The sequence below is a fragment of the Pseudomonas sp. KCJK9000 genome (assembly GCF_046230725.1).
Lineage (GTDB): Bacteria > Pseudomonadota > Gammaproteobacteria > Pseudomonadales > Pseudomonadaceae > Aquipseudomonas > Aquipseudomonas promysalinigenes.
The window spans coordinates 1-23346 of the sequence record NZ_JBJJLN010000026.1; the positions used below are offsets into that span (position 1 = coordinate 1).

The window sequence follows — 23346 nt, forward strand, 5'->3', positions numbered from 1 at the left end:
GCTCCAGCCCCGACCCGATCACGGGCAACCCGCTGCACCCGCTCAACCCGCTCAACCCGCTTAACCCCGCCAACCAGGTTTATTACGTCGCCCCAGCGCCCGAGCCGGCCCGCCATTGCAGCGACGCCGGCGCCGGGCGGGATGATTCCTCGCGCCTGGTCGATTGCTCACCGTCCCGCGACAGCGGCGGCTGGGGAGGCGGGAGCGATTACGGCTCCTGCAGCAGCTCCAGCGATTCCAGCAGCCCCAGCGACTACTAACCCCCGGAGTCACCATGACCGAAGCAACCCCTAGCACCGCCATCAGCGCCCTGGAACAGAAGGTGCGCGACCAGGCCGTCGAGCAGCTGAGCGAGCGCGTCAACGAACTGTTCGCCCCGATCTTCGCCAAGTTGGACGAGCTGTCGGAGTCCGAAGGGCTCCTGCACGGCGTCGAGATCGACGGCCACACCCCGCACGCCTCCGACGTCCTGGAGAAGATCATGGCGCTGGTGAGCGACGCCCTGCAGCCGGCCGCCGAGGCCGCCGCCATCGAAGCCCTGCTGGCCGCAGCCGACAAGATCCTGGCCGCCGCCCAAGCCCCACAGGAGGCCGTATGACCCTCGAAGCCGTACCACTCGCCCCGCTCCAGGGCGTTCGCCGCTCGTTCCAGGACGTGCCCCCGGCCGGCACCCGCCAATACACTGCCGAACTGGTGGACGCTCAAGGCCGCTACCTGCGCGCCGACACAATGGTCCCTGCGTTCATGCAGAAGGCTACCGGCCTCGACGACCAGGCGTTCAGCCAGCTGATCGTCACCCAGCAAGACGACCTCCTGCGCGAGCAGCAGGCCCGCGGCGACGCCCCGCTGGCCGTTGAAATCATTGCGGAGCTGACCCAGCAGGTGCGCGGCGCCATCGCAGCCCAGCAACAGGCCCAGGCAGAGCTTGGCCAGGCCCGCCAGCGAATCGCACACGCCGAGGGCCAGATCGGCCACATGGCCGAGCGTCTGCTGGCGCTGGACCCGTCCGCGATGGCCCCCAAGGCCGACGCACAGGAATGACCCAAGGCGGCCGACTCGGGGAGGGAAGGCCGCCAGCACCACCGTGCCAGCACCAACACAACGAACCCAAGGAATCCAGTCATGAAGACACTCACCCCAGCCGCCCAAGCCCTGCACGACGAGTTCAAGAACGAGGGGCGCGGTTGCGCCTGTCACCTCGGCGGCGCCCCATGCAGCCACTGCACCCACCCAGGCAACCCGCACGCCCTGGAAGCCGACGACAGCGCCTGGATCAACACCAACCGCGTCAGCCCGGCACACCTGCGCAAGGTGATGGAAGCCGTCAACGAAATGGTCCGCTTTGGCATCGACTTTGTGCCCATGCCCGTCTACAACGACCAGGACCGCAAAGAGCTGGCCGACGAGTCCGCGCGCCGCCTTGAGCTGTTGTCCGAGGCCGCTGAGTCCAGAGACGCTGGAGGGCCGCAGACATGAGCCAGCTCAAGACGCAGTACCACCCACGCATAGGCCGGTGCCAGTCTTGCGCAATGCGCGAGAGTGACTGCACTCGCCTACCCTTTCACGATATGCCCGTCCATCGCCGCGACGGCGTAGACGTGGTGGTTACCTGTACCCGCTACTTCCCAGCCAGCGGGCAGTTCCAGACTGAGGAGGCATGACATGGCAGCGCACGATAACGTCGACATCGAGGCCTTCATCAAGGCCGCGGCCGAACGCGGCTGGTCCAAGACGCAGACCCGCAAGGCCCTGGAGCTGAGCACAAACAAGTTTTGGGCGATCCTGGGCGTCATGCCCCCGCTCACCTGGTCTGGACGCCGCTCCAGCCTGGGCGTCAGCCGCAGCCCGAGCCCAGCCGTAACCGAGGCGCTGGCGCGTGCTCGAGCAGCACGGCGCGCCAGGCACCTCTACACGTGGAACGGTCGCACCGGCACCGTCGCCGAGCTGGCCGCGTTCGCCGACGCCAGCGAGCGCACCATCCGCCGCCGCATTCAGCACGGCCTGACGATCGACCAGGCGTTCAGCCTCCCCGCCACGTTCGATTGGCGCGGCCTGCAGCAGATCCATCACCAGAACTGCCTCCCCCTGTAGCTCCGCAACACAATATCCCGCCAGAACCTACAGAAGCCGCCACTTGGCGGCACTGTAGCTGTAGGAAATAACCCACGGCCTGCCCCTTGCGCTTCCGCTAGTGTGCGTACACAATCCACGCACGCACACCACGGGAGCCAGCACCCATGACTACCACCCTAATCACACGCGAAGACGTCAAGCGCTACCAGGGCCGCGATTGGTTCCGGCGCGCCGTCACGATGGTCAGCACCGGCGGCCAGCGCGTCTACACCACCGACGGCCGCGCCCTCAACAGTCTTGAGGAGCTGCAGGCCGAGGACGCCCCGACCGCCATCGAGCGGGAGTCCCGCGGCACCCAGCCCAAGCGCCAGCGCTTCTACGGCCCCGAGCGCAAGGACGTCCGCGTGCACGCCCGCATGACAGAGGACTACCGCAAGCGCTTTATCGCCCTGGGCGGCAGCACCTGGCTGCGCAAGCAGATCGACGCAGCCCTGCCCCACCTCAACGCTTAACAACGACCCCAGCAGCACCAGGAGAGCCACATGCCCTACATGATTGGATGCGCATCGCAGAAAGGAGGCCCGGGCAAGTCGACGATCGATCGCGCGCTCGCCGTCGCCTTCACCAACGCCGGCTGGAACACCAAGGTAATCGACCTGGACGTGCGCCAGGGCACCGTCACCAGCTGGCTACGCCGGCGCCTGGCCAACAACGTGCTGCCCGAGCTGCATGTGCAAATGTGTGGCAGCGTCGCCGCCGGCATCGCCCAGGCGGGCAGCGCCGACATGATCATCATCGACGGCGGGCCACAGGCCACCGACGAGACGGTGGCCATGGCCCAGGCGGTCAACCTGCTGATCTTGCCCACCGGCCTCTGCCTCGACGACTTGGAGCCCACCGTCACCCTGGCCAACACCCTGGTAGACAAACACGCCATCCCGATCGAGCGAATCGCCTTTGCCCTGAACAAGGTAGGCAACAGCGAGGTGGAGATTGCCGCCGCGCGCACCTACCTGGGCAAGACCCGTTTCTACACCCTCGACGGCGAGATACCCGACCGCCCGGGCTACCGCACCGCGCACGACCTGGGCCGCTCGATCATCGAGACGCCCTACCCGAGCCTCAACAAGCGCGCCAGCAAGCTGGTCCAGTCAGCGGTCGACCGCTTCAACGCGCTAATCGGCTAAGCAGCGAATTAGCGAATTAGCGAAGCCGCGAATTAACGAAATCGCGGCCTAGCGAAAGAACGAAACAGCGAAAGGAAGTCAGCCCCCATGACCACCCAACCGCCAGCATTGAACATGCCCAAGCCCCCGGGCCCCAAGGCCCACGGCAAGGGCGAACCACCACAAGGCGCGGCCGACACCGTCGTCGTAGGCAACAACACCAAGACGCCCAAGGCGAAAGACCTGGTGGACTGCAACTTCAAGGTCGAGGCCGAGTTTCGTAAACAGTTTCGGCTGTTCTGCGCCACCCACGACGCCAACCACGTCGACATATTCAAGACATCCCTGATCGAGTTCATGGACCGCAAGGGGTGGGACACCACCAGCCTCAAGGCGATGGAGAAGAAAGAGTGACCGACTATCCGAAGTGCGCCGGCCCACACTGCCGCGACCCCAAGTGCGACCTCTGCGCCCCGGCCATTGACGCCGGCAAGCCCGACAACAGCGACGGGCGCTTCTCGGTGGGCAGCCCCACCCGGGAATGGGGGCGCATTGGCCCCAACGGGCGCCACCTGGAGGCGTTCTGCCTCAACACCGTGCGCGAGGACGCCCCCGATTACCCGATGGCAGCCATGCTGCTGGGCGTCTACGAGCGCGGCCACACCAACGGCCGACTGGGCGAGCACAGCAACGGCCGCGAGGTGCGCGTGCCCCTGGAGCGCTCCTACGACGCCCGCGTCAAGATGCTGCTGGCCTTCAACACCAGCCGGCAGGCCGGGTTTGACGTCGACGAGGCCCTGGAGGCCGCCTGGCAGGCGCTGCTGCGCTTCTCGAACCTGCCAGCGGCCTACGCCGCCGAGGAGCCAGAGCGCACCAGGTACGAGACGTGGATCAAAGGCGAGTGGCCGACGGCGCCGCTCAAGTTCATCCGCGACGCCCTGCCGACCAGCGACCCGCGCTACGGCCAGTACGTCGATTCAAGCCTGCAGAATTCCTGGGTTGGATGGCAGGCCCGCGCCATGCACGCACCGGCGCCGAAACTGCCCGAGGGCACCGAGCAGGTCAGCAGCGCATGGCTGGCTCAGCTGCGCCAGGAATACCGCGAGTACGGCCAGCGGACCCGCGACCTGGAGCAGGAGGTGCAGAAGCTGAGGGCCGAGCGCACCGAGGCCAACGCCGCACAGCACCAGCTGCTGACCACCATCGAGAACCTCAACGAGCAGATCCAGCGCCAGCGCCTGGACATCAACGCCAGCGAGGAGCAGCTGGCGCAGTGCATGGCGATGGTCGCCATGGTCGAGGAGAACGAGTGGGCCGAGCACACCGGTACCGGGCCCGTGTCGAGCGCGGTTGAAACCGCCATCACCCAGCTGCACAACGAGCTGGCCGAGCTGCTCGACCGCCCCACCCTGGCCTACGGCATCGCCGGCAACCGCTACATGGTGGCAGCCACCCGCGAGGAACTGCCCGAGGTATACGAGGACGCCCAGGTGATCGAGCTGGTGCGCGGCCGCCCCTACACCCGCCAGGAGCCCCAGGCGTGAGCGTCCTGGACCACTTCACCGACGACGAGCTGCTGGAGGAGCTGGTGCGCCGTCGCAACAGCGTCAAGCCCAGGCAGCCGGCCAGGTGGTGCGAGGAGTGCCTGCATTATCGGCACTGGGCCAGCCCGAGCGACATGCCGGCCGATTACAACCCGTGCCAGAAGCGCCATCGCATGGAGTTTCACACCCCCACCAAGTGGCAGGATGCCGATTGTTTCGGCCACTACCGCATCATTTGCACCGATCGCCAGGAGTGCCCGGCATGAGCAAGACCCCACCGCCCAACACCTTCGTCGCCAGCTGCGGCGGATGCTTCAACCACATCGGCGCCGCCGACGTGAAGCGCACCGACCGCGCCGACCTGGGCAAGCTGCTGGGGCAATGGCTGTTCGCCGGCTACAGCGTCTCCCCGCGCTGGGGCGACACGGTGGTCGTCGAGATCAAAGGCTGCGAGTGCACGACCCCCGAGCAGCGCACCCGCCGCTAAAGCGCTAAATAGCGACTTAGCGAAATAGCGAAATAGCGAAGCGGCTAAGCCGCGAAATAGCGCACGCCCCGGCCTGACGGGGCTTTGCCAGTACCAACACACCAACACAGGTACACCGTCATGCCAGCACCAAAACGCCCCACCGCCGCCCAGCTCCAGGCCCAGTGCGACGCCTGGAACGCCGCCAACCCCTCTGGCACCCTCGTCAGCTATGAATCGATCAAGGGCCAGGGCGAGACGGGGCGCTACCGCACCAACGGCGAGGCCGAGGTGCTGAGCGGCCACAGCGCCGTCATCTGGCTACTGGGCAAGTCGGGCTGCGTCGCCCTGGACCACTGCACCCCCGTCCAGGAGGCCCAGGCATGAGCCAGGCACCCATCACTGAGGAGGACGTCGACCGCGCCAGCGGCCTGATTTCCGGCCTATTCGACAAGATGTGCGAGATCGAGGCCTCGGAGGACATCGAGGCGCTGCTGATCGCCGGCGCCGACAACATCCGGTACGCCGCCGACATCTTCCGCCGCACCCGCCACTTCGAGCGCGCGCTGGACAAGTACGAGCGCTTTAAGGCCGACGTCGACGCCGAGCAGCCGCCCCAGGGGCGCCTGGTTTACAGCTGGATGTGGCTGGCCAGCCGCCTGGCCAACGCCCCGACACGGCTGCACATGCGCAGCGCCCTTTACCTTTGCGTCCCGCTGGTCGCCGAATACCTCCCCGCACCACAGCAGCCTGCCCAGGAGCAGCCATGAAACTGAGCCGCACCACCACCCACACCCAAACCACCACCGCCAGCCTGGCCGGCGACGACCTCAAGCGCGTCATTGCCCAGGCCGTCGCCCAGGCGGCCGGCATTGACCTGGACGCCGCCGGCGTCGAGCAGAAGGTATGGCTCACCACCAGGCCCGTCACCGGCACCGCCGGCAGCGAGCACGTCGCCGAGGTGACCATCACCCAGCTGGCCCAGCCCAAGGGGCACATCGACTTCAGCGGCAGCGTGCGCGCCCCGATCAAGCGCGGCGACACCATCCGGTGGCATGAGAACGGTGTCGAGCACAGCGGGCCCGTGGCGCATCACACCGAGAACCCCGGCGAGCGGGGCGAGCTGCGCTGCAAGGGCCTGACCCTGGCGCAGATCCATGACCGCGCCGACCGCGACAGCGTCACCATCGTCGGATGAACATCGAGGACGCCAGCGACCAGGCGCTCCGCGACGAGCTGCAGGAGCGCGCCCTGGAGCGGACGCTCCTCGACAGGGGCGTCGACCTGCTGCCATGCGAGGAGTGCCGCTACTTCAAGCCCTGGACGCGCAGGGGCGACCCGCCCGAGACGTTCAACCCCTGTAGCAAGCGCCACACCATGCGCTTTCGCATGCCAGAGCCCTGGGAGGACCCGCACAGTGGTGGGTACTTTCGCCTGGTGTGTAGCGATCGCCAGGAGCCGCCACCGCCTGAGCCCGAGCCCGTCGAGCCACCGCCGAAATGGCCGCCCGATCCCGGGCCGCGAGGCACGCCAGATTGGCACCTGCGCCGCAAGCCGATCTAGCTGGCCACACTGGGTCTGTTTACGGTCGGATACCAGGGCCAGGGGAGGGCGGGTATATTCCCCCTCGTCGCGTCACACCCGACACAGCCAGCGAAACCGGCAGCAACATCGCCGGGCAGACAAGCCGCCTCCTCACACGGGCGGCTTTTTTGCGTCTGGAGCTTGGCCAGGCCAACAAAAAGGGCGCCCTTCCGGCGCCCTTTGTCATTGCACAGCGATCAGCTGCCACTCGGTACAGCGCGGGTGGTATTCCGGCCCGTGCGTGCGCACGCGCTCGTTGAACACCTCCGGGCTGTTCCCGTACCGAGGGAAGCCCCGGCACACGTTCGGCCTGTCCAGGTACGCGCCGCAGCCCTTCGGCGTCAGCTGCTTGCACACCCAGTAGGACTTGGCCGTTTTGACCATCGTCGTGGCGATGTGGGGGTTACGCTTCTTCGCCCGGCGCCAGCTGATCGGCTTCCAGTTGGCCGCGACAAACTGGACGTCGCCCCACACGCCGCGCAAGGCAGCCTTGCGAAGGTTCGGGCGCTTGCTGTGCAGGCCGATCGCCTGGCAGCAGGCAGTGCACCGCGTACCGTCGATCACGCACGCGGCCATCACCACACCCCCTTGGTCTTGGCGATATGTTCTGCCCAGCGCGCGACCACAAACTCACGGCTCGCCACCTCGCTGGACCAGAACAGCACAGGGGCGGTCAACAGGTACCAGGCGACGGTCAACCAGGTGCTGTCGACGATCGAGGAGACGGCCAGGGTGGTGGTGAATACGGCCGCTTCGGCCAGGTAGGTGTAGCGCGTGCGGCGAGAGGCCCAGGTGACCAGCGGGGCCAGCACTTCATGGTCGCGCACAGGGAGGAGGACAGACACGACGCGCCCATCGGCGTCGCGGGTGATCTTGATGGTGCTCGGGGGCTGCATGGGGAAGGCGTCCGGGGGCGGAAAGGGACGCCTATTTTACGGCCGCTGGCGTGCCCGCCAGTTGCGCCAGGCAGCGCCCACAGCAAAGGCCCCAGCAAGCGCGAGGCTGCCAGAGGCCACCAGGACAAAGAGCAGGCCGCCCAGCACGCCACGGTGGCGCCGTAGGCGGCGCAGCGCAGGCATCATTGCAATGCCTGCGAGCAGAAGTCCGGGTGTACATGGATGACCTGGCGCGGGATGGTGACCAGCTGCGCTTCCAGGCCTTCGCGGCATTCGTACAGCTCCTGCAGGCGCTGCAGCTGCCAGATTCGGGCATTGATGCGCAGCAGCGAGCGGCCGGTCTGTGCGGCGAAATTCCTGGCGGCCTGGTCGGCATCGTCCATGCGATAGCGCGGAACGCCGGTCAGCAGGTCAGGCAGCAGGGCAACCGATGGGGCAGCAGGGGAGCCCATGAACACCAGGCCGCGATCAGGGTCGGACGGCTCGACCAGGATGTAAGGGGCTTCAACCTGGGAGGGGGCACCAGGGTTGATCGCGCTGTCGAGGGCAGCGATAGCCTTGTCCAGGATGGCGATGGTGTGACGCACATAACGCTCTTGCGACGCTTGCGACATAAACGGGGCTCCAGGGTATTCGTTGTTAGGCAGCAGGGGCGAGGGGCGCATGCTCGGCGATCAGCGCGTCAAGCGACCCCAGGGCCTGGCGGCTTTCGGCCAGGCGGGCTATCTGCCAGTCGTAGGCCCGCACAGCGACCAGTTCCGACTCGCCTTGTTCGACCATGACGGCCGCCAAGCGTTCGGCGTCCTCCAGGGTGAAGCGGGCAACATCGGTCAGCAGGTCAGATGCGGAACAAACCATCCACTCGCCGTCGACGCGGGCAAGGCAATGGGACGGGCAGTCAGCCAAGGACAGGATGTAAGGTTTGCCGGTCAGGCAGGTCCCACCTTGCTCCAGGGCGGAGGACAGGTTCTCGATCGCGGTGGCCATTTGGGCGCGGGCCTTGCGCAGGTAGTCGAGTTGGGACATTGGTGGCACTCCATTGTTCGTTGTGCAAAGCAGCGAGCTAGACCGGCGGGGGGCAGCCGGGGGTGTTCGGACCAGCAAAAACGGCACTTTGCATCCTGCAAGTCTGCGCGGGGGCGCGCAGGGGCGTACTGATACCCGCTTAAGCCCGACTGGGCAAGTCAATTTGCGGGTAATGTTCAGTTTAGTAGACCTTCCCGAAGCGTCTAGCACGAAAGCCCGAGCCAGTGTGGCCTGGGTCGGGCGGTAGTTCGGAAAGTCAGCGCGGGGTGGTAAGGCCCGCGCAAAACGCTGCTAATGCGTTTCTGGTTGGGTACAAAGTACCCAGTGAGCTGAACCGTTGCAAGTGAATAAACTATTAATGTCGCCTAGTTAACGTATCTTTACGCTCCCGTTACACTCCGCGGCCGCTCTCGCAAGCGCTGTAGGATGAATACAGCTGCTTTTTCCTGTCCCACAGCTGCCAGAGCGTCGATGGCCTGGATAACCGCCAGCATAGGTTCAGGCATGGCACGCTTCTGGTAGAGGACAGACCGCACCAGGTCGAGCGAGTAGCCGGTCACCTTGCCGACCTCGTTGTGCTGGAGCCGATGACGGCGCAGGAAATCCTGCAAAACCACATGATCAGCCACGGGGAACCTCCTGGAATCGTTGAGACAAATAGGTTTCGACGCCGGCAAGCACCTCGGGGGCACCCCCGTTGCTCACCAGGGCGCGCAGTAGCGCGTCGCAGCGCTCCAGGCGGGCCAGCAGCACCGGCAGCGACACCGCCAGCGACCTGGCGTCCTCATGAGCCGCGAGGAGCGTATGCAGCTCCCCAGCGGGCACCAGCACATCGCCCGCATCATCGGCCATGCCACGCAGCACCTCGACGCGGCGCGGCTGGAGCAGGATCGCGGGCGTCATTGCAGGATGTGCTCGGGGTTGACCCCCAGCAGCGACGCAGCGGCCATCACATTCTCGATAGACGGGCGCGCGCCGCGAGTGGTTCGGGCGATGCCCTCCAAGCGCTTAGTCAGACGCACGATCGCCAGGGCGCAGCGCATCTCCGACTTGTACGCGGCCTCGGACGCCCACAGGCGCCCCTGGGCGGCGCCCTTGATGTTGATCCCGTCGGCGATCTGGAACTGGCGGCCCATGGTGTCGCGGATGTACTGGCGGCCCACCTCGGCGATCAGCACCGGCGTACCGCCCGTTTGCGTGCCGAACACGCCCGGCTGGTAGTGGGCGCGATCGCCCGGTTTCAGGGACAGCGGGAAGGGAGCAGGAGCGGTCATGGCGGTCACTCTTTGGCGGCTTGTTGGAGGGCCGCTGACACGACGTCAGCGGCGTTCTGTTGCAGCAGTTCATGGCTTTGTGCGCAGGCCAGCGCCACGCGCAGGAAGGCGCGCACGTTCGCCCGCCAGGCCGGTACCGGCATGACGATCACCGGCGGGAAGTCCAGGTGGAAGCACGACACCATCGCGGCCTTGGCCGCGGCCATGGACTCGAAGCGGTGGCAGCTCTTGAGCGAGGGACACAGGTTGCCGACCTTCGGCCCGCCCGACATCGACACGATGCCGATGGCGCAGTGGGAGGTCAGGACGAGGACGAACTTGTCGGAGTGCAGACCAGCTGAGTCCGCGGCCAGCAGGGCGCGGTTTACCTGGTGCAGGTCTTCCGACGAGCAGGGGAAGCCGGGCAGGATCGGGGAAAGGGTATCAATCATGGGGCAACTCCTCGGGGGCAAGGGGGGTTAGTTGGGGCAAGCGGCCAGGCGCACCTGGCGGATACGCACCTGCAGGTCGGCCGACTGCTTGATCAGGTCGGTGAGCAGCAGGGACAGCACGGGGTGGTCATTGGCCGCATGACGCTGGGCATGAGTGACTTCGGCCACGGTCTTGATAGAGGCCTTTTCGGCCGCCTCGAGCAGCGAGCAACAGAAGAACTGAGACTGGGACATGGGGGCTTATCCTCGTTGTGGAGTAGGTACACTGTACCCACTCACAAACAGTCATACAAGTTAAAAGGTGCGCTTTTATAACCCACAGAAATAAGGAACGGCGCGCCCTCCAGTCTCGCCAAACCCGCGCCAGGCCTGCCCCGGGCCCCCTCTCCGCCACTCCGGCCCGGTTTGTGGGGGCGCCAAGCGCGCGGGTATAACGGGCACCACTGGAAAAATCCCACAGCACGCCCCCCGCAAGGACTCCCGCCCCCATGACTTCCACCTGGAACAACCGCATCGTCGGCTCCGGTACCGAGAGCCCCGAACAGCTCCTGGCCAACCCGCGCAACTGGCGCGTCCACAACGACCTCCAGCGCAGCGCCATCAAGGCGGTGCTAGACGAGGTTGGCTGGGTGCAAAACGTCATCGTCAACCGCTTGACCGGCTACATCGTCGACGGCCACCTGCGCGTGGGCGTGGCGCTGGAGCGCGGCGAGCCCGAGGTGCCGGTGGTTTACGTCGAGCTGAGCGAGGAGGAGGAGGCGCTGATTCTGGCCACCCTCGACCCGATCGGGGGCATGGCCACCACCGACCAGGAGATGCTGAACAGCCTCCTGGCCGAGGTTGAGACGGACAACCCGGCGTTGCAGGCGCTGATCGACAGCCTGGTCGTCGACGCCGAAGGCCCGCTGGAGGAAACCGAGGAGCAGGGCCTAACCGACGACGACGACGTCCCGGGCGAGCGCGAGGAGACGGTCAGCCGCAAGGGCGACCTGTGGATTTTGGGCGAGCACCGCCTGCATGTCGGCGACAGCACCAGCGTCCAGGCCCTGGGCTACCTGATGCAGGGCGAACAGGCCGACCTGGTATGGACCGACCCACCCTACAACGTCGCCTATGAGACGAAGGCCGGCAGCATCCAGAACGACGACATGAGCGACCAGCAGTTCTATGAGTTCCTGCTGGGCTTTTACCAGGCGGCGATCGCCGTCACCCGCCCAGGCGGCGCGGTCTACATCGCCCACGCCGACAGCGAGGGCCTGAACTTCCGCCGGGCCATGATCGACGCCGGCTGGCTGCTCAAGCAGAACCTGATATGGGTCAAGTCCAGCGCCACCCTGAGCCGCCAGGACTACAACTGGCGCCATGAGCCGATCCTGTACGGCTGGAAGCCAGGCGCCGCCCACTACTACTGCCAGGACTTCACGCAGACCACCGTCGTCGACGACACCAAGGACCTCAAGGCCCTGAGCCGTGGCCAGCTCGAGCAGCTGTGCCAGGAGCTGCTCGAGCAGGTCATCACCAGCGTCGTGTACGAGGACAAGCCGAGCCGGTCGGAGCTGCACCCCACCATGAAGCCGGTCAAGTTGGTGCAGCGCTTCGTCGCCAACAGCAGCAAGCGCGGCGAGATCGTCCTGGACACCTTCGGCGGCAGCGGCACCACCCTGATCGCCTGCCAGAAGATCGGCCGCCGGGCCCGCCTGAACGAGCTGGACGAGAAGTACGCCGACATCATCATCCGCCGGTGGCAGGACTGGACCGGCATGGTGGCCGTCCACTTCGAGGAGCAAAAGCAGTTCGCCCAGGTTGAGGCCGAGCGCCTCGGCAAGGCCCGCGCCAGCAAAGGAGTGACTACATGACCAAAAAGAGTCGCACCCGCCCCGACCAGCTGCTCGCCATGGAGCGCAAGCGCAAGGCCTTCGCCCTGCGCAAGGGCGGCGCCAGTTACACCGAGATCGCCGACGCCCTGGGCATCAGCGTGTCGACCGCGCACGGGTACGTCACCGAGCTGCTCAAGCAGCTGAGCGAAGGCACCAAGGAAGACGCCGAGGTGGTCAAGCAGCTGGAACTGATGCGCCTGGACCAAATGTGGATGGCCATCGAGGGCCAGATCCGCAAAGGCCACCTGCAGGCGATCGACAAGGGCCTCAAGGTCATGGACCGCCGGGCCAAGTACCTGGGCCTCGACAGCCCGATCAAGGCCGCGATCACCGACCCGGACGGCGAGCCAGGCGCCCTGAGCATCGTCGGCGCCGGCCTGGCGTCGCTGCTCAAGGCCGCCGAGAACACCGCCAAGGCGATGGGAGCGGAGAAAGCGTAAGGAATGGCCAGCGCCAAGGCACAGATGCCGCCGGTGCGAGAGGAGGAGCTGCACGCATACCTAACCCTCCGCAGACAATGGGCAGAAGATCCCGTGCGCTACGCCGTAGAGCGCCTGGGCCTTCGCCCCACCTGGCAGCAGAAGAAACTATTCGAGGCTTTGGCACCCGAGGGGGCCAAGGTTTCGTGCCGCGCTGGCCACGGTATCGGCAAGTCGGGCTGCACCAGCGGCGCCGCCCTGTGGTTCCTGGAAACCCGCGATTACGCCAAGATCCCCTGCACCGCGCCCACCAGCCACCAGCTGCGCGACGTGCTATGGGCCGAGATCGGCAAATGGGCGCGTAAGAGCGCCGACGTCAGCCTAAAGCGCGGCGATCACCCGCGGTTCTGGCTTACCAACCTATTCACCTTCACCAAGGACCGCATCTACGACACCAGCGCGCCGGCGGAATGGTTCGCGGTGGCGCGCACCAGCGGCCGCGACAACCCCGACGCCCTGCAGGGTTTCCACGCCTCCGACCTGGAAATCAGCGAGGACGGCCTGGGCGTCGTCGGCGACGAGCACGGCGAAGGCAAGATCTTCTTCATCATCGACGAGGCATCGGGCGTCTTCGAAAAGGTGTTCGAAGTCGCCGAAGGCGCGCTGTCCAGCCACGGCGCCCGCCTGCTGATGCTGGGCAACCCGACCAGGACGTCGGGCTATTTTCACATGAGCCACCACCACGGCCGGTCGGAGTTCACCTGCCTGCACTTCAGCTCGGCCGAGAGCCCGCTGGTTTCCAGCGACTACCGCGCCGGCCTGGTCCGCAAGTACGGCGAGGGCAGCAACGTGGTGCGTGTCCGCTGTGATGGGGAGTTCCCGAAGCAAGACGACGACACCCTAATCGCGCTCGAGCACTGCGAGCCGTGCATCACCCGCGACCCATACGACGACCTGGGCGAAATCCGCATCGGCGCCGACGTCGCGCGCTTCGGTAACGACCGGGTGGTGCTCACCGTTCGCCAGGAACGCAACCTGCTGCACGCTGAGATCCACGCCAAGCAGGACACCATGACCACGGCCGGTCAGATCGTGAACCTGGCCAACAGCTACGGCGCCAGGAAGGTGTTTGTCGACGTTGTGGGTCTTGGCGCCGGCGTCGTCGACCGTCTGCGCGAGCTGCGCAAAGAAGGCAAGCTCAAGGCCCGGGTTGTCGAGGTCAACGTCGCCCAGGCCGCGCCCAAGCGCTTCAACCCTTACGAGGATGGCGAGGAGAGCGTCGAGGCCCAGGGCTTCCGCCTGCGCGATTACCTGTGGCTGGAAGGCGCCCGCTGGATCGCCCAGGAGCGCCCATCGTTCTCGATGATCGACAACGAGATCGCCCAGGACCTGGCCGCCGAGCTGGCCACGGTGAAGTACTCCATCGACTCCAGCGGCCGCCTGCTGGTCGAGTCCAAGGACGAGATGAAAAAACGGCTCGGGCACAGCCCCGACATTGCCGACTCCCTACTACTGACGTTCGCCCCCGAAGGCGTCGACGACCACGTACTGGCCGCCATTGGCCTAGAACGCGAATCCCCCTGGAGCTAGACCATGACCGAACCCGCAGTCGCCAAGATCCTCGACGCCACCGAAGACCCAACAGAAGACATCCGCAAGTTTGCCCCGGAGGAGGTCGGCAGCACCGGCCTCAAGCACGCCAGCGGCTACATCAACGAGGAGTTCCTGCCCGAGCTGAAAGGCCGCAAGGGCATGCGCGTGTACCGCCAGATGGCCGACAACGACCCCGTCGTCGGGGCCATGCTGTTTGCCATCAACATGCTGATCCGCCAGAGCGACTGGAGCATGCAGCCGGCCGACGACACCGAAAAGGCCCAGGAAATGGCCGACCTGGCCGCGGGAATGCTGTTTGAGGACATGGAGAGCACCTGGGAGGACACCTTGACGGAAATCCTCACCATGCTGCCGTTCGGTTACGCCCCCATGGAGGTGCCCCTCAAGCGCCGCAAGGGCCGCGACCACAAGGACCCGGGCCAGCGCTCCAACTTCGACGACGGGTACTGGGGTATCCGCAAGATGGCGCTCCGCGCCCAGGAAACCGTCGAGCGCTGGGAGATCAACGAGAACGGCGACATCCTCGGCCTGTACCAGCAGCCCGAGAACGGCCCGCAGGTGTTCATCCCGATCGAGAACATGCTGCTGTTCCGCACGCAGAGCGTGAAGAACAACCCCGAAGGCCGGTCGATCCTGCGCAGCGCCTACCGTCCGTGGTTCTTCAAGACCCGCATCGAGGAGATCGAGGGCATCGGCATCGAGCGCGACCTGGCCGGCCTGCCGGTGGTCCGCGCCCCGGGCTCGCTGTTCAAGAACGACGCCAGCCCCGACGACAAGCGCACCCTGGCCGGGTACAAGAAATTGGCCCAGGGCATCAAGCGCGACACCAACGAGGGCCTGCTGCTGCCCAACACCCGCGACGAAAAGGGCAACTACCTGTACGAGGTGGCGCTGTTGAGCAGCGGCGGCACTCGCCAGTTCGACACCACCGCCATCGTCGACCGTTACGACCGCCGCATCGCCATGACCGTCCTGGCCGATTTCCTGTTCCTGGGGCAGACCGCCGCCGGCAGCTTCGCCCTGTCCAGCGACAAGACGGCGCTGTTTGCCACGGCCATCGGCAGCTTCCTCAAGCAGGTCGCGGCGCCGATCAACCGCATCCTGCTGCCCGAGCTGTGGCGCAAGAACGGCCTGAAATACGAGCTGATGCCCACCCTGGCCCCGGGCGACATCGAGAACCTGGACCTGGACCAGCTGGGCCGCATGCTCGCCGCCATGACCGGCTCCGGGGCGCAGCTGTTCCCCGACCGCGAGCTGGAGAACGCTCTGCGCAGCCGCATGGGTCTGCCCGAGGCGCCCGAGGACACCGATCAGGACACCGTCGAGCGCGACGCGCGCCTGTACGGCGAGGAGGGCCAACCCGGGGCCAAGGCACCGGCAGGCAAGGAAAAGGCCCCACAGGCCCCTGCCAAGCCCGCCAAGCCTGGCAAACCCGAACCAGTCGAGGACTAATCCATGTGGGTATTTAACCGACCGACCGCGCCGGCAACCCGCATCGAGAAGGCCGCCGGCGGGCGTGAGGGGGCGATCGCCGACGCCCTCGATGCCTTGGCCAAGCGCTTCGAGGGGCCGCTGGCCGACGCCGTAGAGGCCGCGTATGCGCGCCTGTACCGCAAGACCGACCTCGACGCCCTGGAGGTGGCCATCGCCACCGGCGACCTGGCCGCCGTCTTCGAGGCCCTGGGCATGGGCGACCCCAGCGACTACCTGGTCGAAGCCCGCCAGGCCCTGCGCCAGGCCGTCGTCACTGGCGCCCAGGGTGAGGCACCGCGGATCGGCGCCATGGCGTCGCTGGCCACGATTTACGGCGCCGGTACCGGCGTCGGCCGGGCCACCATCGGCCGGGGCGCCCTGCGCGCGATCGAGCACGCGGTCGGCGAGATCGAGGACGCCTACATCGAGACGCTGCGCGACCTGGCCAAGCCCGGGGCCGCTTTACCAAAACCCGTCCAGGCTTTACCAAAACCGGCGCCGGCTTTACCAAACGGCGGCAACGCTTTACCACCAGGTGGTAAAGGGCCAGGCGGCGGGGGCGGGGATGATGGCTTTACACCTGGTGGAAAGCCGGACTTTAAGCCCAAGGCTGCCGTCTTCCAGTTCGACGCCTTGAACCCCAAGGTGACCCAGTTTCTGGACAAGTACGAGCTGGACCTTATTGTCGAGATCGATGACAAGGCCCGGGAAGGCATCCGCCACGTCGTCAACCAGGGGCTCAAGAACGGCGCCAACCCCCGCGACACCGCGCGCGACGTGCGCCAGATCGTCGGCCTCACCGAGCGCCAGGCCGCGGCCGTGGGAGCCTTCCGCAAGCAGCTGCAGACGTTCCATGAGAAGAAAAGCGCCACCCGCATGAACCTCGGCGGCAAGGTCAGCCGGGCCGCCGGCGGGGCGCAGACGTTCGCCGTCGACGGCTCCGGCAAGCCCCTGGACGGCATCTTCGACCGCCGCCTACGTGATTTCCGGTACGACAAGACCCTGCAAGCGGCCATGGACACCGGCAAGCCCCTCACGCCGGCGCAGATCGACAAGATGGTCGAAGCCTACGCCCGCAAGTACCGCCGGTACCGGAGCGAGATGATCGCCCGCACCGAGAGCCTGCGCGCCACCAACGCCGGCATCCTGGCCAGCTGGCAGCAGGCCGCACAGGCCGGCCTTGTGGACGAGGAGGCGATGCGGAAAACTTGGCTCACTGCCAAAGACGAGCGCACCTGTCCCATCTGCCTGCCAATGCCGGCGCTGAACAGGGGCGCCGAAGGCTACGGCATACACATCAACGTCCAGTTCAACACCGGCCACGGCTACGGTGTGCAGATGCCCCCGCTGCACCCCGCCTGCCGTTGCACGATTTTCATCCGTTACGTACCGGCCGCGCTCGCGGCTTGAGGGGGCACCAATGGCGTCGATCGCCGAACTGCTGCAGCGCTGTGAAGCCATCACCAAGGGGGCCAAACAGCCCCGATTCCCCAAGGGCAGCCCCAAGGGTGGCCAGTTCAAGCCCAAGGGCGGCGGGGGCGGCTTCGGCTCCAGCCCCGTGCACACCGCCCAGCAGGCCCTGGCGCAGGCCAAGGAAGCGCTGGGCGCGACCCTGAATGCCGCGCCACACCCCAAGGCAGACGACGCCGGCAACCCCGTCACAGTGCATTTCCCCACTACCCCGAGCCCGCGCGCCACCTGGTTGGACCGCAAGGCCGTGGCCACTTTCGCCCCGGGCAGCTCGGTACCGAAGGCGCTGAACGGCGTCCCACTCACCCCGTGGACCCCGCCGACCACCAAGGCAGGCTGGAACGCCGTGGCGGGCCAGATGCCGGGCAAAGAGCCGCCCCTGCCGCAGAAGTTCGACTACCAGGGCAACCCCAAGCGCCCCGGCGCCGGCGTGGTCATCCAGGAGCCCGATGGCCGCGTGTGGGTCGTCGAGCCGACCAACCACTTCGGCGGGTATGAGCACACCTTCCCCAAGGGCGGCGCCGAGCCGGGCATCAAGCGCCTGCAGGCCAACGCCATCAAGGAAGCGTGGGAGGAGAGCGGCCTAAAGGTCGAGATCACCGGCATCCTGGGCGATTACGAGGGCGACACCAGCGTCGCGCGGTACTACACCGCCAAGCGCGTGGGCGGCACCCCGGCCGACGCAGGCTGGGAAACCCAGGGCGTGAAGCTGGTACCGCCGATGCAGCTGGGCAAGCACCTCAACCGCATGCGTGACAAGCAGATCGCCATCGACCTGCTGTCCGGGCCGCTGGCCAAGGCCGAAGCCGAGCGCGCCACCCGCATCGCCGACTTCGTCGCCGAGCTGCTCAAGCGCGACGGCAAGGGCAAGGGGAAAGGGAAGGGCGGCAACGCCAAGCAGGCCCGCTACCCGAAGGGCGACCCGCGCGGGGGCCAGTTCAAGCCCAAGGGTGGCGGCGCCATGGCCAGCGCTGCACCAGGTGCTGTGGGAGCGGCCGCCAAGCCCGGGGCCGAGGCCGTCACCGCCGCCCAGGCGATCGCCGGCGCCAAGGCGCAGCTGGGGGCCTTCGCGCCCACCATGCTCACCGGCAAGAACCCGGACAACAGCGCGCTCAAGGCCGCCAACAAGAAAATCCAGGCGATCGCCGCCATGGCCAACGACGGCGACATCGTCGGCCTGCACGCCATCAAACCCACCGAGCCCGGGAAGGGCGCCAACCCATACCAAAAGGGCGTGTGGAACGAGTGGAACAAGGCCCTGGGGCACGCGCAGGGGCTGTCCAGCGCCGGCACAACGCCCGGTACCGGCGGCAAGGCGGCCGCGCGCGGGCCGATGACGCTGGGTGACTTGAAGTACTCCGCGCCCAAGCCCGGCGGCAGCAACCCGGGCGCCATCTACACCGACGCCAGCGGCGCCAAGTGGCTGGTCAAGGGCACCAAGGGCAACCCCGACATGGCGCACAACGAGGTGCTAGCGTCGCGGCTGTACAACGCCGCCGGCGCACACGCCCCGGAAATGCGCCCGGTCGACCTGGGCACCGAGCACGGCGGCGGTACCGGCGTGGCCAGCCGCATGTTGGACGGCCCGCTGGAGAAGGTGAACGCCAGTCCGCAGAACATCAGCCAGGCACAGAAGCACTTCGCCGTCGACGCCTGGCTGGCCAACTGGGACGCCGTCGGCCTGGGCTTCGACAACATCGCCGTCACCGGCAACGGCACGGCCTCGCGCATCGACCCGGGCGGGGCGCTGCTGTTCCGGGCCCAGGGCGAGCCCAAGGGCGCCGCGTTCAACAAGCACGCGAACGAGTGGGATACCCTGCGCGACGCCAAGAGCAACCCGCAGTCGGCGGCCGTGTTCGCCGGCATGACCTCCACCCAGCTGGCGCAGAGCGCGGCCCGCCTGGATTCGATCAGCGACGCCACCATCAAGCAGCTGGTCGAGAAACACGGCCCGGGCGACGCCAAGGCCAAGGCCGAGCTGGCCGACACCCTGATCGCGCGCAAGGAAGCGATCATGCTCAAGGGTTACGAGGTCAACCCCACGGCGTTCAACGAGGCCCTGGTCGCCGGCGGCGGCAGCGCAGTCGGCGCCAAGGCCGCAGCAGCGCAGGCCAAGCCCGCGCCAGCGCCGAAACCGACGCCAAAACCCGTCGACGCCCCGGTCAAGGTCAAGGCAGCAGCCAAGGACAGCGGCTTTGCCATTCCGCCGGCGCCGACGGCAGCGCCCGAGCCACTGAAATCCAAGGACTTCGCGGGCTCGTCCTACCAGAAGACCATGGCTTCTGCGCACATGGCCGTCGTCGCGGGGAAGGTAAAACAAGGCGACGCGGCCGGCGCCAAGGCGTACCTAAGCAGCCTTGGCCGGGCCGACAGCGTTATCGAGGGGCAAAACATCACGGCCATCGGTAACTGGCTGAATGCCCAGCCCGGGGCGAAATCGGCGGCCGCTGGCGCCAAGGTCAATTCGTCCCAGTGGTGGGCGCAGAAGCACACCGAGCTGAAAGGCATGGCCGGCCAGCCGGCAGACAAGATCCAGTCGTTCATGACCGGCCTGATGAACACCCTCGGCGATCGCGCGGTGGACATGGACCAGTACGAGTCGATCGGCAACCTGGCAGGCGCCCTTAAACAAGGCGGCGCCCGGGAGAAGGCCACCGCCGCCGTCGAGGCCGCCACGGCCGCCGCCGTCGCCACCACCAGCGTGCCCAAGGTCGCGCCGGCGATGCCGAGCAAGCCCGCCGCCGCGGCCCTCTCGTCGGCCGCCAACCCCAACAAGACGCTGCTGGCCAAGGTCGACCAGGTCGAGTCGATCGGCGCCGGTTTTAAGGCCGGCAAGCTGTCCAAGGCCGACGCCGAGGCCCAGCTGGCCGCCATCACCTTCGGCAGCAACACCTACGGCAAGAAAGCCGCCGCGTACAAGGCCGACACCCTGGCGGCGATCGGGGGCGCCGATATCACCCCGGCAGCAGTCAAGGCAGCCGCCGGCAAGCCGAAGACCCTGGCCGCGGCCGCAACGGAGGCCACAGCGGCCGCTGCTGCCGTCACCGCCAAGGCCAAGGCCGCCGCCAAGGCGCCGGTCAAGATCGACACCTCGCGCCTGACGAGCACGCCTGATTTCCACAACTGGGGCGGTACCGGTAAGGGGCTTTCGTCTAAGGCCGAGAACAACCAGGCCAACCAGGACGAGGTCGGCGCGATCCACGCTATGGCCGTTTCCGGCAACCTGCAGGCGCTCAAGGCATACAAGCCGCAGTCGCCGTCACAGCATGTTGCGAGCTACCTGCAGCAGGTCATCGAGGACGTAAACCTACAGCTGAACCCGCCAGCGCCACTAAAGTCGATCAACGTCGGCAACGGCAAGACCATGGCGCAGGCGGTCAAAGCCTTGGCCGACCAGGCAAAGCCGCTGAAAAACCCCCAGCAGGTTCTGGCCAAGCTGGCGATGTATCCGGTGCTGGGCAAGGCTGATAACGCAGCACACGCCGTAGTTCCGCAGACCCTGAAATATGGCGCCGGGCTCACCGAGCACACCTATTCGGCCGAGTCTTTGGCCAACTTCACCAAGCTGAGCGCCGTCAAGCAGGGCGCCGTGCGCGATTACACCGGCAGCTCATACCAGGACATCAACGCCGGATATCGCGCAGGCAAGCCGAGCCAGAAGGCCCTGGACGCCAACGCCGCCATCCTGGAGGCGGGCGTCACGCTCAAACCCGGCACAGTCCTGAGCCGCAAAGTGGAGATGTCAGACGACATGCTCGCGCAAGTCAGCAAGCATGGCATCGGTAAGGTTATCCAGGAGTTTGGTATCAGCTCTACCTCGATTCACCCGAAGGTTTGGACCGGCGACGTGCATTTCCGCATGACAGCAGGGCCAGGGGTTAAAGGCCTGTACGCCGGCAAAGGAACAGAGCTGCCCGATGGCACCACTATCAGTAAACACCCCGGCGAGCTGGAGGTGCTGCTGCCGGCCAACCAGCGGATGGTGATCACCGCCATCCATAAAGGCCAGCAGAGCGACGGCTACGGCAAGAACACACAGATCGTCGTCGACGTGACCCTATTGCCGAACAGTTGAGGCAGATTTGATGGCGCGGCGTGTGGGGCTTAGGATTCAGGGCAATAGGAGACGTCATGCTTAACAAAACCGACCACACGCTAGACCTGTCGATCGCCGCTGCGGAAAAGGACGGCAAGCCGTACCTGGGCGACCAGGCCGTTGTGCGCGACCTGGTCGGCGACCTGGGCAGCGAGGCGCTTAACCGCCTGGTCAAGTTCTCCAGCGGGGAGATTGACCAGGAAGCGGCCAGCGCCGCCGATGTGGCCGAGGCCACCGCGCTGGCGCAGGTGTTCCTGGGCCAGAGCGACGAATACAACGTCGTCCAGGGCTGGAACGAGCCCGGCAAGATCGACGACTTTGTCGCGGCGCAGGCCAACATCGGGGAAAACGACCCGGTGCAGCGCCTGGCCACCCTGTTCATCCTGGTTATCCAGGATATGTACGCGGCCGCCCGGCTGCTCGATGACGGTGAAGGCGAGGACACCGCGCGAGCAGCGATCGACGGGAGCCTCGACAGCGCAGCAGCCCTGCTGATGGGCATCCCCTACCACGAATACGAGGCCACCGGGCTCGACGACGAGAGCGACGCCGACCCCGAAGCCTAAGCGACACCGCAACACCCACAACGACCCCTTAAACCTGGATGGCCGACGGATTTACAACCGCCGGCCTTTTTGCGTCCGGCTGAAAAGGTGGCTTTATGGATTCCTACCAGTACCAGGCAGAAATCGCCAAGTTCGACGAGGCCGAAGGCGTCGTTTACGGCTTCGTCACCGTATACGAGGAGGCCGGCGAACTGGTGTGGGACCGGCAGAACGACGCTATCGACGAAACCGAGGTGCGCAAGATGGCGCACCGCTACGTCAGCGAGGCGCGCGTGGCCAAGGTCATGCACGGCGGCCAGCCGGTCGGCGAGGTGGTTGAGAGCATCGTCCTGACCCGCGACATCCAGAAAGCCCTGGGCATCGACCTGGGCAAAGCCGGGTGGTTCATCGGCATGAAGCTGCACGACGAAGGCATCAAGGCCCGCGTCCGCAACGGCAGCCTGGCCGCTTTCAGCATCGGCGGTAAGGGCATCCGTCGCGATTACGAGGAGCAGCAATGACCGCCCCAGCCAAGAAAAACAAGCGCACCACGCTGCACGACGTGGTGCTTGGCGAAATTTCCCTAGTCGATCGCGGTGCCAACCAGGGCAGCGCGGTCCTTTTGTTCAAGCGCGATGACACCGAGGACGATCCAATGCCGAAAGAACCCACCCAGGCCGAGCTGAATGCCCTGACCGAAGCCGTCACCAAGGCCGAGGAGGCCCTGGGCGAGCTGACCCTGGCCAACGAGGAGCTGGTCTCCAAAAACGACCAGCTCACCGGTCAAGTCGCCGCCCTGACCACCCAGCTGGACGAAGCGAAGGCGACCATCGCCAAAAACGCCGGCGGTGAGCCAGTCGACGAGATCACCAAGGCCCTGGGCGAGCTGCCAGAGCCGGTGGCCAAGATGTTCAAGGCCATGCAGACCCGCGTCGACGCCGCCGAGGCGCTGATCGCCAAGCAGGCCGACGAGAAGGCTGTCGCGGTGTTCATCGCCAAGGCAGAGGCCTTCGACCAGCTGCCGACCAGCGCCGACAAGCTGGGCCCGCTGCTGATGCGCGTCGAGAAAGGCATGACCACCAAGGCTGACGGCGAGGAGCTGGAACGCCTGTTCAAGGCCGCCCAGGACGCCATCACCACCGCCGCCGGCGACAAGGGCGACGGCCGCAAGCCGCGCACCGAAGTCATTGGCAAGGGCCACGTTGAAGGCGGCGGCGACGCAGAAGCACGCATCGCCAGCGCCGTGGTCGAGCTGCGCAAGTCCGACAAGTCGCTGACCGCCGAGGAAGCCGAGGCCCAAGTCCTGATGGACCAGCCAGAGCTGTACGAGGCCTACATCGCCGAGCGCAACGCTGCCCGCTAACCCGTTACGGCCGTCGACCGGCGGCCACC

32 protein-coding genes and 1 pseudogene are annotated in these 23346 nt (G+C 66.6%); 24 read left to right on the plus strand and 9 right to left on the minus strand.

Going from position 1 to position 23346, the window contains the following annotated elements:
- From ACK59H_RS13260 to ACK59H_RS13330, 15 genes and pseudogenes are all read left to right on the plus strand, one after another.
- A pseudogene (locus ACK59H_RS13260) lies at positions 1-260 on the plus strand (hypothetical protein); the annotation flags it as partial.
- A 14-nt stretch (positions 261-274) separates the two neighbouring features.
- Positions 275-598, plus strand: coding sequence for a hypothetical protein (locus ACK59H_RS13265; RefSeq protein WP_409264482.1), 324 nt, complete (start codon positions 275-277; stop codon positions 596-598).
- A complete protein-coding gene (locus tag ACK59H_RS13270) occupies positions 595-1041 on the plus strand; it encodes a hypothetical protein (protein WP_409264483.1) in 447 nt (148 codons plus the stop codon). The genes ACK59H_RS13265 and ACK59H_RS13270 overlap by 4 nt, the downstream gene beginning before the upstream one ends.
- Positions 1042-1122: 81 nt before the next feature.
- Positions 1123-1476, plus strand: a complete 354-nt coding sequence (locus tag ACK59H_RS13275) for a hypothetical protein (RefSeq protein ID WP_409264484.1) — start codon at positions 1123-1125, stop codon at positions 1474-1476.
- Positions 1477-1662: 186 nt separating this feature from the next.
- A complete protein-coding gene (locus ACK59H_RS13280; RefSeq protein ID WP_409264485.1) occupies positions 1663-2091 on the plus strand; it encodes a hypothetical protein in 429 nt (142 codons plus the stop codon).
- A 146-nt stretch (positions 2092-2237) separates the two neighbouring features.
- Positions 2238-2585 (plus strand): hypothetical protein, encoded by a 348-nt coding sequence (locus tag ACK59H_RS13285; protein WP_409264486.1) that lies wholly within the window; start codon positions 2238-2240, stop codon positions 2583-2585.
- A 30-nt stretch (positions 2586-2615) separates the two neighbouring features.
- Positions 2616-3260, plus strand: coding sequence for a ParA family protein (locus ACK59H_RS13290; RefSeq protein ID WP_409264487.1), 645 nt, complete (start codon positions 2616-2618; stop codon positions 3258-3260).
- A gap of 87 nt (positions 3261-3347) precedes the next feature.
- A complete protein-coding gene (locus ACK59H_RS13295) occupies positions 3348-3653 on the plus strand; it encodes a hypothetical protein (protein WP_409264488.1) in 306 nt (101 codons plus the stop codon).
- Positions 3650-4783, plus strand: a complete 1134-nt coding sequence (locus ACK59H_RS13300; protein WP_409264489.1) for a hypothetical protein — start codon at positions 3650-3652, stop codon at positions 4781-4783. Before ACK59H_RS13295 ends, ACK59H_RS13300 begins: the two co-directional genes overlap by 4 nt.
- Positions 4780-5049 (plus strand): hypothetical protein, encoded by a 270-nt coding sequence (locus ACK59H_RS13305; protein ID WP_409264490.1) that lies wholly within the window; start codon positions 4780-4782, stop codon positions 5047-5049. Before ACK59H_RS13300 ends, ACK59H_RS13305 begins: the two co-directional genes overlap by 4 nt.
- Complete coding sequence (locus ACK59H_RS13310; protein WP_409264491.1) at positions 5046-5270, plus strand: hypothetical protein; 225 nt, start codon at positions 5046-5048, stop codon at positions 5268-5270. Before ACK59H_RS13305 ends, ACK59H_RS13310 begins: the two co-directional genes overlap by 4 nt.
- A 120-nt stretch (positions 5271-5390) precedes the next feature.
- Positions 5391-5636 (plus strand): hypothetical protein, encoded by a 246-nt coding sequence (locus ACK59H_RS13315; RefSeq protein WP_409264492.1) that lies wholly within the window; start codon positions 5391-5393, stop codon positions 5634-5636.
- Complete coding sequence (locus tag ACK59H_RS13320) at positions 5633-6019, plus strand: hypothetical protein (RefSeq protein WP_409264493.1); 387 nt, start codon at positions 5633-5635, stop codon at positions 6017-6019. The genes ACK59H_RS13315 and ACK59H_RS13320 overlap by 4 nt, the downstream gene beginning before the upstream one ends.
- Entirely contained in the window at positions 6016-6447 is a 432-nt protein-coding gene (locus ACK59H_RS13325; RefSeq protein WP_409264494.1) for a hypothetical protein, read from the plus strand. The genes ACK59H_RS13320 and ACK59H_RS13325 overlap by 4 nt, the downstream gene beginning before the upstream one ends.
- A complete protein-coding gene (locus ACK59H_RS13330; RefSeq protein ID WP_409264495.1) occupies positions 6444-6812 on the plus strand; it encodes a hypothetical protein in 369 nt (122 codons plus the stop codon). Before ACK59H_RS13325 ends, ACK59H_RS13330 begins: the two co-directional genes overlap by 4 nt.
- Positions 6813-7016: 204 nt before the next feature.
- Here the strand turns inward: ACK59H_RS13330 and ACK59H_RS13335 are convergent, their stop codons facing one another.
- The 9 genes from ACK59H_RS13335 to ACK59H_RS13375 form a co-directional block, all read right to left on the minus strand.
- Positions 7017-7409 carry a YkgJ family cysteine cluster protein gene (locus ACK59H_RS13335; RefSeq protein WP_409264496.1) on the minus strand — a complete coding sequence of 131 codons (393 nt, stop codon included), beginning with the start codon at positions 7407-7409 and terminating at the stop codon, positions 7017-7019.
- Positions 7409-7729 (minus strand): hypothetical protein, encoded by a 321-nt coding sequence (locus ACK59H_RS13340; RefSeq protein ID WP_409264497.1) that lies wholly within the window; start codon positions 7727-7729, stop codon positions 7409-7411. Before ACK59H_RS13340 ends, ACK59H_RS13335 begins: the two co-directional genes overlap by 1 nt.
- Before the next feature lie 182 nt (positions 7730-7911).
- Entirely contained in the window at positions 7912-8343 is a 432-nt protein-coding gene (locus ACK59H_RS13345) for a hypothetical protein (protein WP_409264498.1), read from the minus strand.
- Positions 8344-8368: 25 nt separating this feature from the next.
- The gene (locus tag ACK59H_RS13350) at positions 8369-8755 is read right to left on the minus strand and encodes a hypothetical protein (RefSeq protein ID WP_409264499.1); all 387 of its coding nucleotides are present in this window, start codon (positions 8753-8755) and stop codon (positions 8369-8371) included.
- A 380-nt stretch (positions 8756-9135) separates the two neighbouring features.
- Positions 9136-9384: a hypothetical protein gene (locus ACK59H_RS13355; RefSeq protein WP_409264500.1), complete on the minus strand. Its 249-nt coding sequence runs from the start codon at positions 9382-9384 to the stop codon at positions 9136-9138.
- A complete protein-coding gene (locus ACK59H_RS13360) occupies positions 9377-9658 on the minus strand; it encodes a hypothetical protein (protein ID WP_409264501.1) in 282 nt (93 codons plus the stop codon). The genes ACK59H_RS13355 and ACK59H_RS13360 overlap by 8 nt, the downstream gene beginning before the upstream one ends.
- The gene (locus ACK59H_RS13365; protein ID WP_409264502.1) at positions 9655-10029 is read right to left on the minus strand and encodes a hypothetical protein; all 375 of its coding nucleotides are present in this window, start codon (positions 10027-10029) and stop codon (positions 9655-9657) included. The genes ACK59H_RS13360 and ACK59H_RS13365 overlap by 4 nt, the downstream gene beginning before the upstream one ends.
- A 5-nt stretch (positions 10030-10034) precedes the next feature.
- Positions 10035-10460 (minus strand): hypothetical protein, encoded by a 426-nt coding sequence (locus ACK59H_RS13370; protein ID WP_409264503.1) that lies wholly within the window; start codon positions 10458-10460, stop codon positions 10035-10037.
- Positions 10461-10487: 27 nt separating this feature from the next.
- Positions 10488-10694: a hypothetical protein gene (locus ACK59H_RS13375; RefSeq protein WP_409264504.1), complete on the minus strand. Its 207-nt coding sequence runs from the start codon at positions 10692-10694 to the stop codon at positions 10488-10490.
- A gap of 254 nt (positions 10695-10948) precedes the next feature.
- Between ACK59H_RS13375 and ACK59H_RS13380 the strand changes: the two genes are divergently transcribed.
- From ACK59H_RS13380 to ACK59H_RS13420, 9 genes are all read left to right on the plus strand, one after another.
- Positions 10949-12316, plus strand: a complete 1368-nt coding sequence (locus ACK59H_RS13380) for a DNA modification methylase (RefSeq protein WP_409264505.1) — start codon at positions 10949-10951, stop codon at positions 12314-12316.
- Positions 12313-12777, plus strand: a complete 465-nt coding sequence (locus ACK59H_RS13385; protein ID WP_409264506.1) for a helix-turn-helix domain-containing protein — start codon at positions 12313-12315, stop codon at positions 12775-12777. The genes ACK59H_RS13380 and ACK59H_RS13385 overlap by 4 nt, the downstream gene beginning before the upstream one ends.
- A 93-nt stretch (positions 12778-12870) precedes the next feature.
- Positions 12871-14346, plus strand: coding sequence for a hypothetical protein (locus ACK59H_RS13390; RefSeq protein ID WP_409264507.1), 1476 nt, complete (start codon positions 12871-12873; stop codon positions 14344-14346).
- A 3-nt stretch (positions 14347-14349) separates the two neighbouring features.
- Entirely contained in the window at positions 14350-15822 is a 1473-nt protein-coding gene (locus ACK59H_RS13395) for a hypothetical protein (protein WP_409264508.1), read from the plus strand.
- Between the two features lie 3 nt (positions 15823-15825).
- On the plus strand, positions 15826-17253 hold the full coding sequence (locus tag ACK59H_RS13400; RefSeq protein WP_409264509.1) for a phage minor head protein: 1428 nt from the start codon (positions 15826-15828) through the stop codon (positions 17251-17253).
- 10 nt (positions 17254-17263) lie between these two features.
- On the plus strand, positions 17264-21388 hold the full coding sequence (locus ACK59H_RS13405; RefSeq protein ID WP_409264510.1) for an NUDIX domain-containing protein: 4125 nt from the start codon (positions 17264-17266) through the stop codon (positions 21386-21388).
- Between the two features lie 56 nt (positions 21389-21444).
- Positions 21445-21975, plus strand: coding sequence for a hypothetical protein (locus ACK59H_RS13410; RefSeq protein ID WP_409264511.1), 531 nt, complete (start codon positions 21445-21447; stop codon positions 21973-21975).
- A 95-nt stretch (positions 21976-22070) separates the two neighbouring features.
- On the plus strand, positions 22071-22475 hold the full coding sequence (locus ACK59H_RS13415; protein ID WP_409264512.1) for an XkdF-like putative serine protease domain-containing protein: 405 nt from the start codon (positions 22071-22073) through the stop codon (positions 22473-22475).
- On the plus strand, positions 22472-23317 hold the full coding sequence (locus ACK59H_RS13420; protein WP_409264513.1) for a hypothetical protein: 846 nt from the start codon (positions 22472-22474) through the stop codon (positions 23315-23317). Before ACK59H_RS13415 ends, ACK59H_RS13420 begins: the two co-directional genes overlap by 4 nt.
- Positions 23318-23346: the final 29 nt, after the last annotated feature.

Excerpts from the sequence above, each read along its gene's own strand:
- ACK59H_RS13290 (WP_409264487.1), top strand. The coding sequence starts at position 2,616 with ATGCCCTACATGATTGGATGCGCATCGCAGAAAGGAGGCCCGGGCAAG.
- ACK59H_RS13375 (WP_409264504.1), bottom strand. The coding sequence starts at position 10,694 with ATGTCCCAGTCTCAGTTCTTCTGTTGCTCGCTGCTCGAGGCGGCCGAA.
- ACK59H_RS13415 (WP_409264512.1), top strand. The coding sequence starts at position 22,071 with ATGGATTCCTACCAGTACCAGGCAGAAATCGCCAAGTTCGACGAGGCC.
- ACK59H_RS13310 (WP_409264491.1), top strand. The coding sequence starts at position 5,046 with ATGAGCAAGACCCCACCGCCCAACACCTTCGTCGCCAGCTGCGGCGGA.
- ACK59H_RS13370 (WP_409264503.1), bottom strand. The coding sequence starts at position 10,460 with ATGATTGATACCCTTTCCCCGATCCTGCCCGGCTTCCCCTGCTCGTCG.
- ACK59H_RS13365 (WP_409264502.1), bottom strand. The coding sequence starts at position 10,029 with ATGACCGCTCCTGCTCCCTTCCCGCTGTCCCTGAAACCGGGCGATCGC.
- ACK59H_RS13340 (WP_409264497.1), bottom strand. The coding sequence starts at position 7,729 with ATGCAGCCCCCGAGCACCATCAAGATCACCCGCGACGCCGATGGGCGC.
- ACK59H_RS13325 (WP_409264494.1), top strand. The coding sequence starts at position 6,016 with ATGAAACTGAGCCGCACCACCACCCACACCCAAACCACCACCGCCAGC.
- ACK59H_RS13265 (WP_409264482.1), top strand. The coding sequence starts at position 275 with ATGACCGAAGCAACCCCTAGCACCGCCATCAGCGCCCTGGAACAGAAG.
- ACK59H_RS13285 (WP_409264486.1), top strand. The coding sequence starts at position 2,238 with ATGACTACCACCCTAATCACACGCGAAGACGTCAAGCGCTACCAGGGC.
- ACK59H_RS13345 (WP_409264498.1), bottom strand. The coding sequence starts at position 8,343 with ATGTCGCAAGCGTCGCAAGAGCGTTATGTGCGTCACACCATCGCCATC.
- ACK59H_RS13395 (WP_409264508.1), top strand. The coding sequence starts at position 14,350 with ATGACCGAACCCGCAGTCGCCAAGATCCTCGACGCCACCGAAGACCCA.
- ACK59H_RS13410 (WP_409264511.1), top strand. The coding sequence starts at position 21,445 with ATGCTTAACAAAACCGACCACACGCTAGACCTGTCGATCGCCGCTGCG.
- ACK59H_RS13360 (WP_409264501.1), bottom strand. The coding sequence starts at position 9,658 with ATGACGCCCGCGATCCTGCTCCAGCCGCGCCGCGTCGAGGTGCTGCGT.
- ACK59H_RS13330 (WP_409264495.1), top strand. The coding sequence starts at position 6,444 with ATGAACATCGAGGACGCCAGCGACCAGGCGCTCCGCGACGAGCTGCAG.
- ACK59H_RS13280 (WP_409264485.1), top strand. The coding sequence starts at position 1,663 with ATGGCAGCGCACGATAACGTCGACATCGAGGCCTTCATCAAGGCCGCG.
- ACK59H_RS13275 (WP_409264484.1), top strand. The coding sequence starts at position 1,123 with ATGAAGACACTCACCCCAGCCGCCCAAGCCCTGCACGACGAGTTCAAG.
- ACK59H_RS13420 (WP_409264513.1), top strand. The coding sequence starts at position 22,472 with ATGACCGCCCCAGCCAAGAAAAACAAGCGCACCACGCTGCACGACGTG.
- ACK59H_RS13405 (WP_409264510.1), top strand. The coding sequence starts at position 17,264 with ATGGCGTCGATCGCCGAACTGCTGCAGCGCTGTGAAGCCATCACCAAG.
- ACK59H_RS13400 (WP_409264509.1), top strand. The coding sequence starts at position 15,826 with ATGTGGGTATTTAACCGACCGACCGCGCCGGCAACCCGCATCGAGAAG.
- ACK59H_RS13315 (WP_409264492.1), top strand. The coding sequence starts at position 5,391 with ATGCCAGCACCAAAACGCCCCACCGCCGCCCAGCTCCAGGCCCAGTGC.
- ACK59H_RS13380 (WP_409264505.1), top strand. The coding sequence starts at position 10,949 with ATGACTTCCACCTGGAACAACCGCATCGTCGGCTCCGGTACCGAGAGC.
- ACK59H_RS13320 (WP_409264493.1), top strand. The coding sequence starts at position 5,633 with ATGAGCCAGGCACCCATCACTGAGGAGGACGTCGACCGCGCCAGCGGC.
- ACK59H_RS13335 (WP_409264496.1), bottom strand. The coding sequence starts at position 7,409 with ATGGCCGCGTGCGTGATCGACGGTACGCGGTGCACTGCCTGCTGCCAG.
- ACK59H_RS13350 (WP_409264499.1), bottom strand. The coding sequence starts at position 8,755 with ATGTCCCAACTCGACTACCTGCGCAAGGCCCGCGCCCAAATGGCCACC.
- ACK59H_RS13385 (WP_409264506.1), top strand. The coding sequence starts at position 12,313 with ATGACCAAAAAGAGTCGCACCCGCCCCGACCAGCTGCTCGCCATGGAG.
- ACK59H_RS13295 (WP_409264488.1), top strand. The coding sequence starts at position 3,348 with ATGACCACCCAACCGCCAGCATTGAACATGCCCAAGCCCCCGGGCCCC.
- ACK59H_RS13270 (WP_409264483.1), top strand. The coding sequence starts at position 595 with ATGACCCTCGAAGCCGTACCACTCGCCCCGCTCCAGGGCGTTCGCCGC.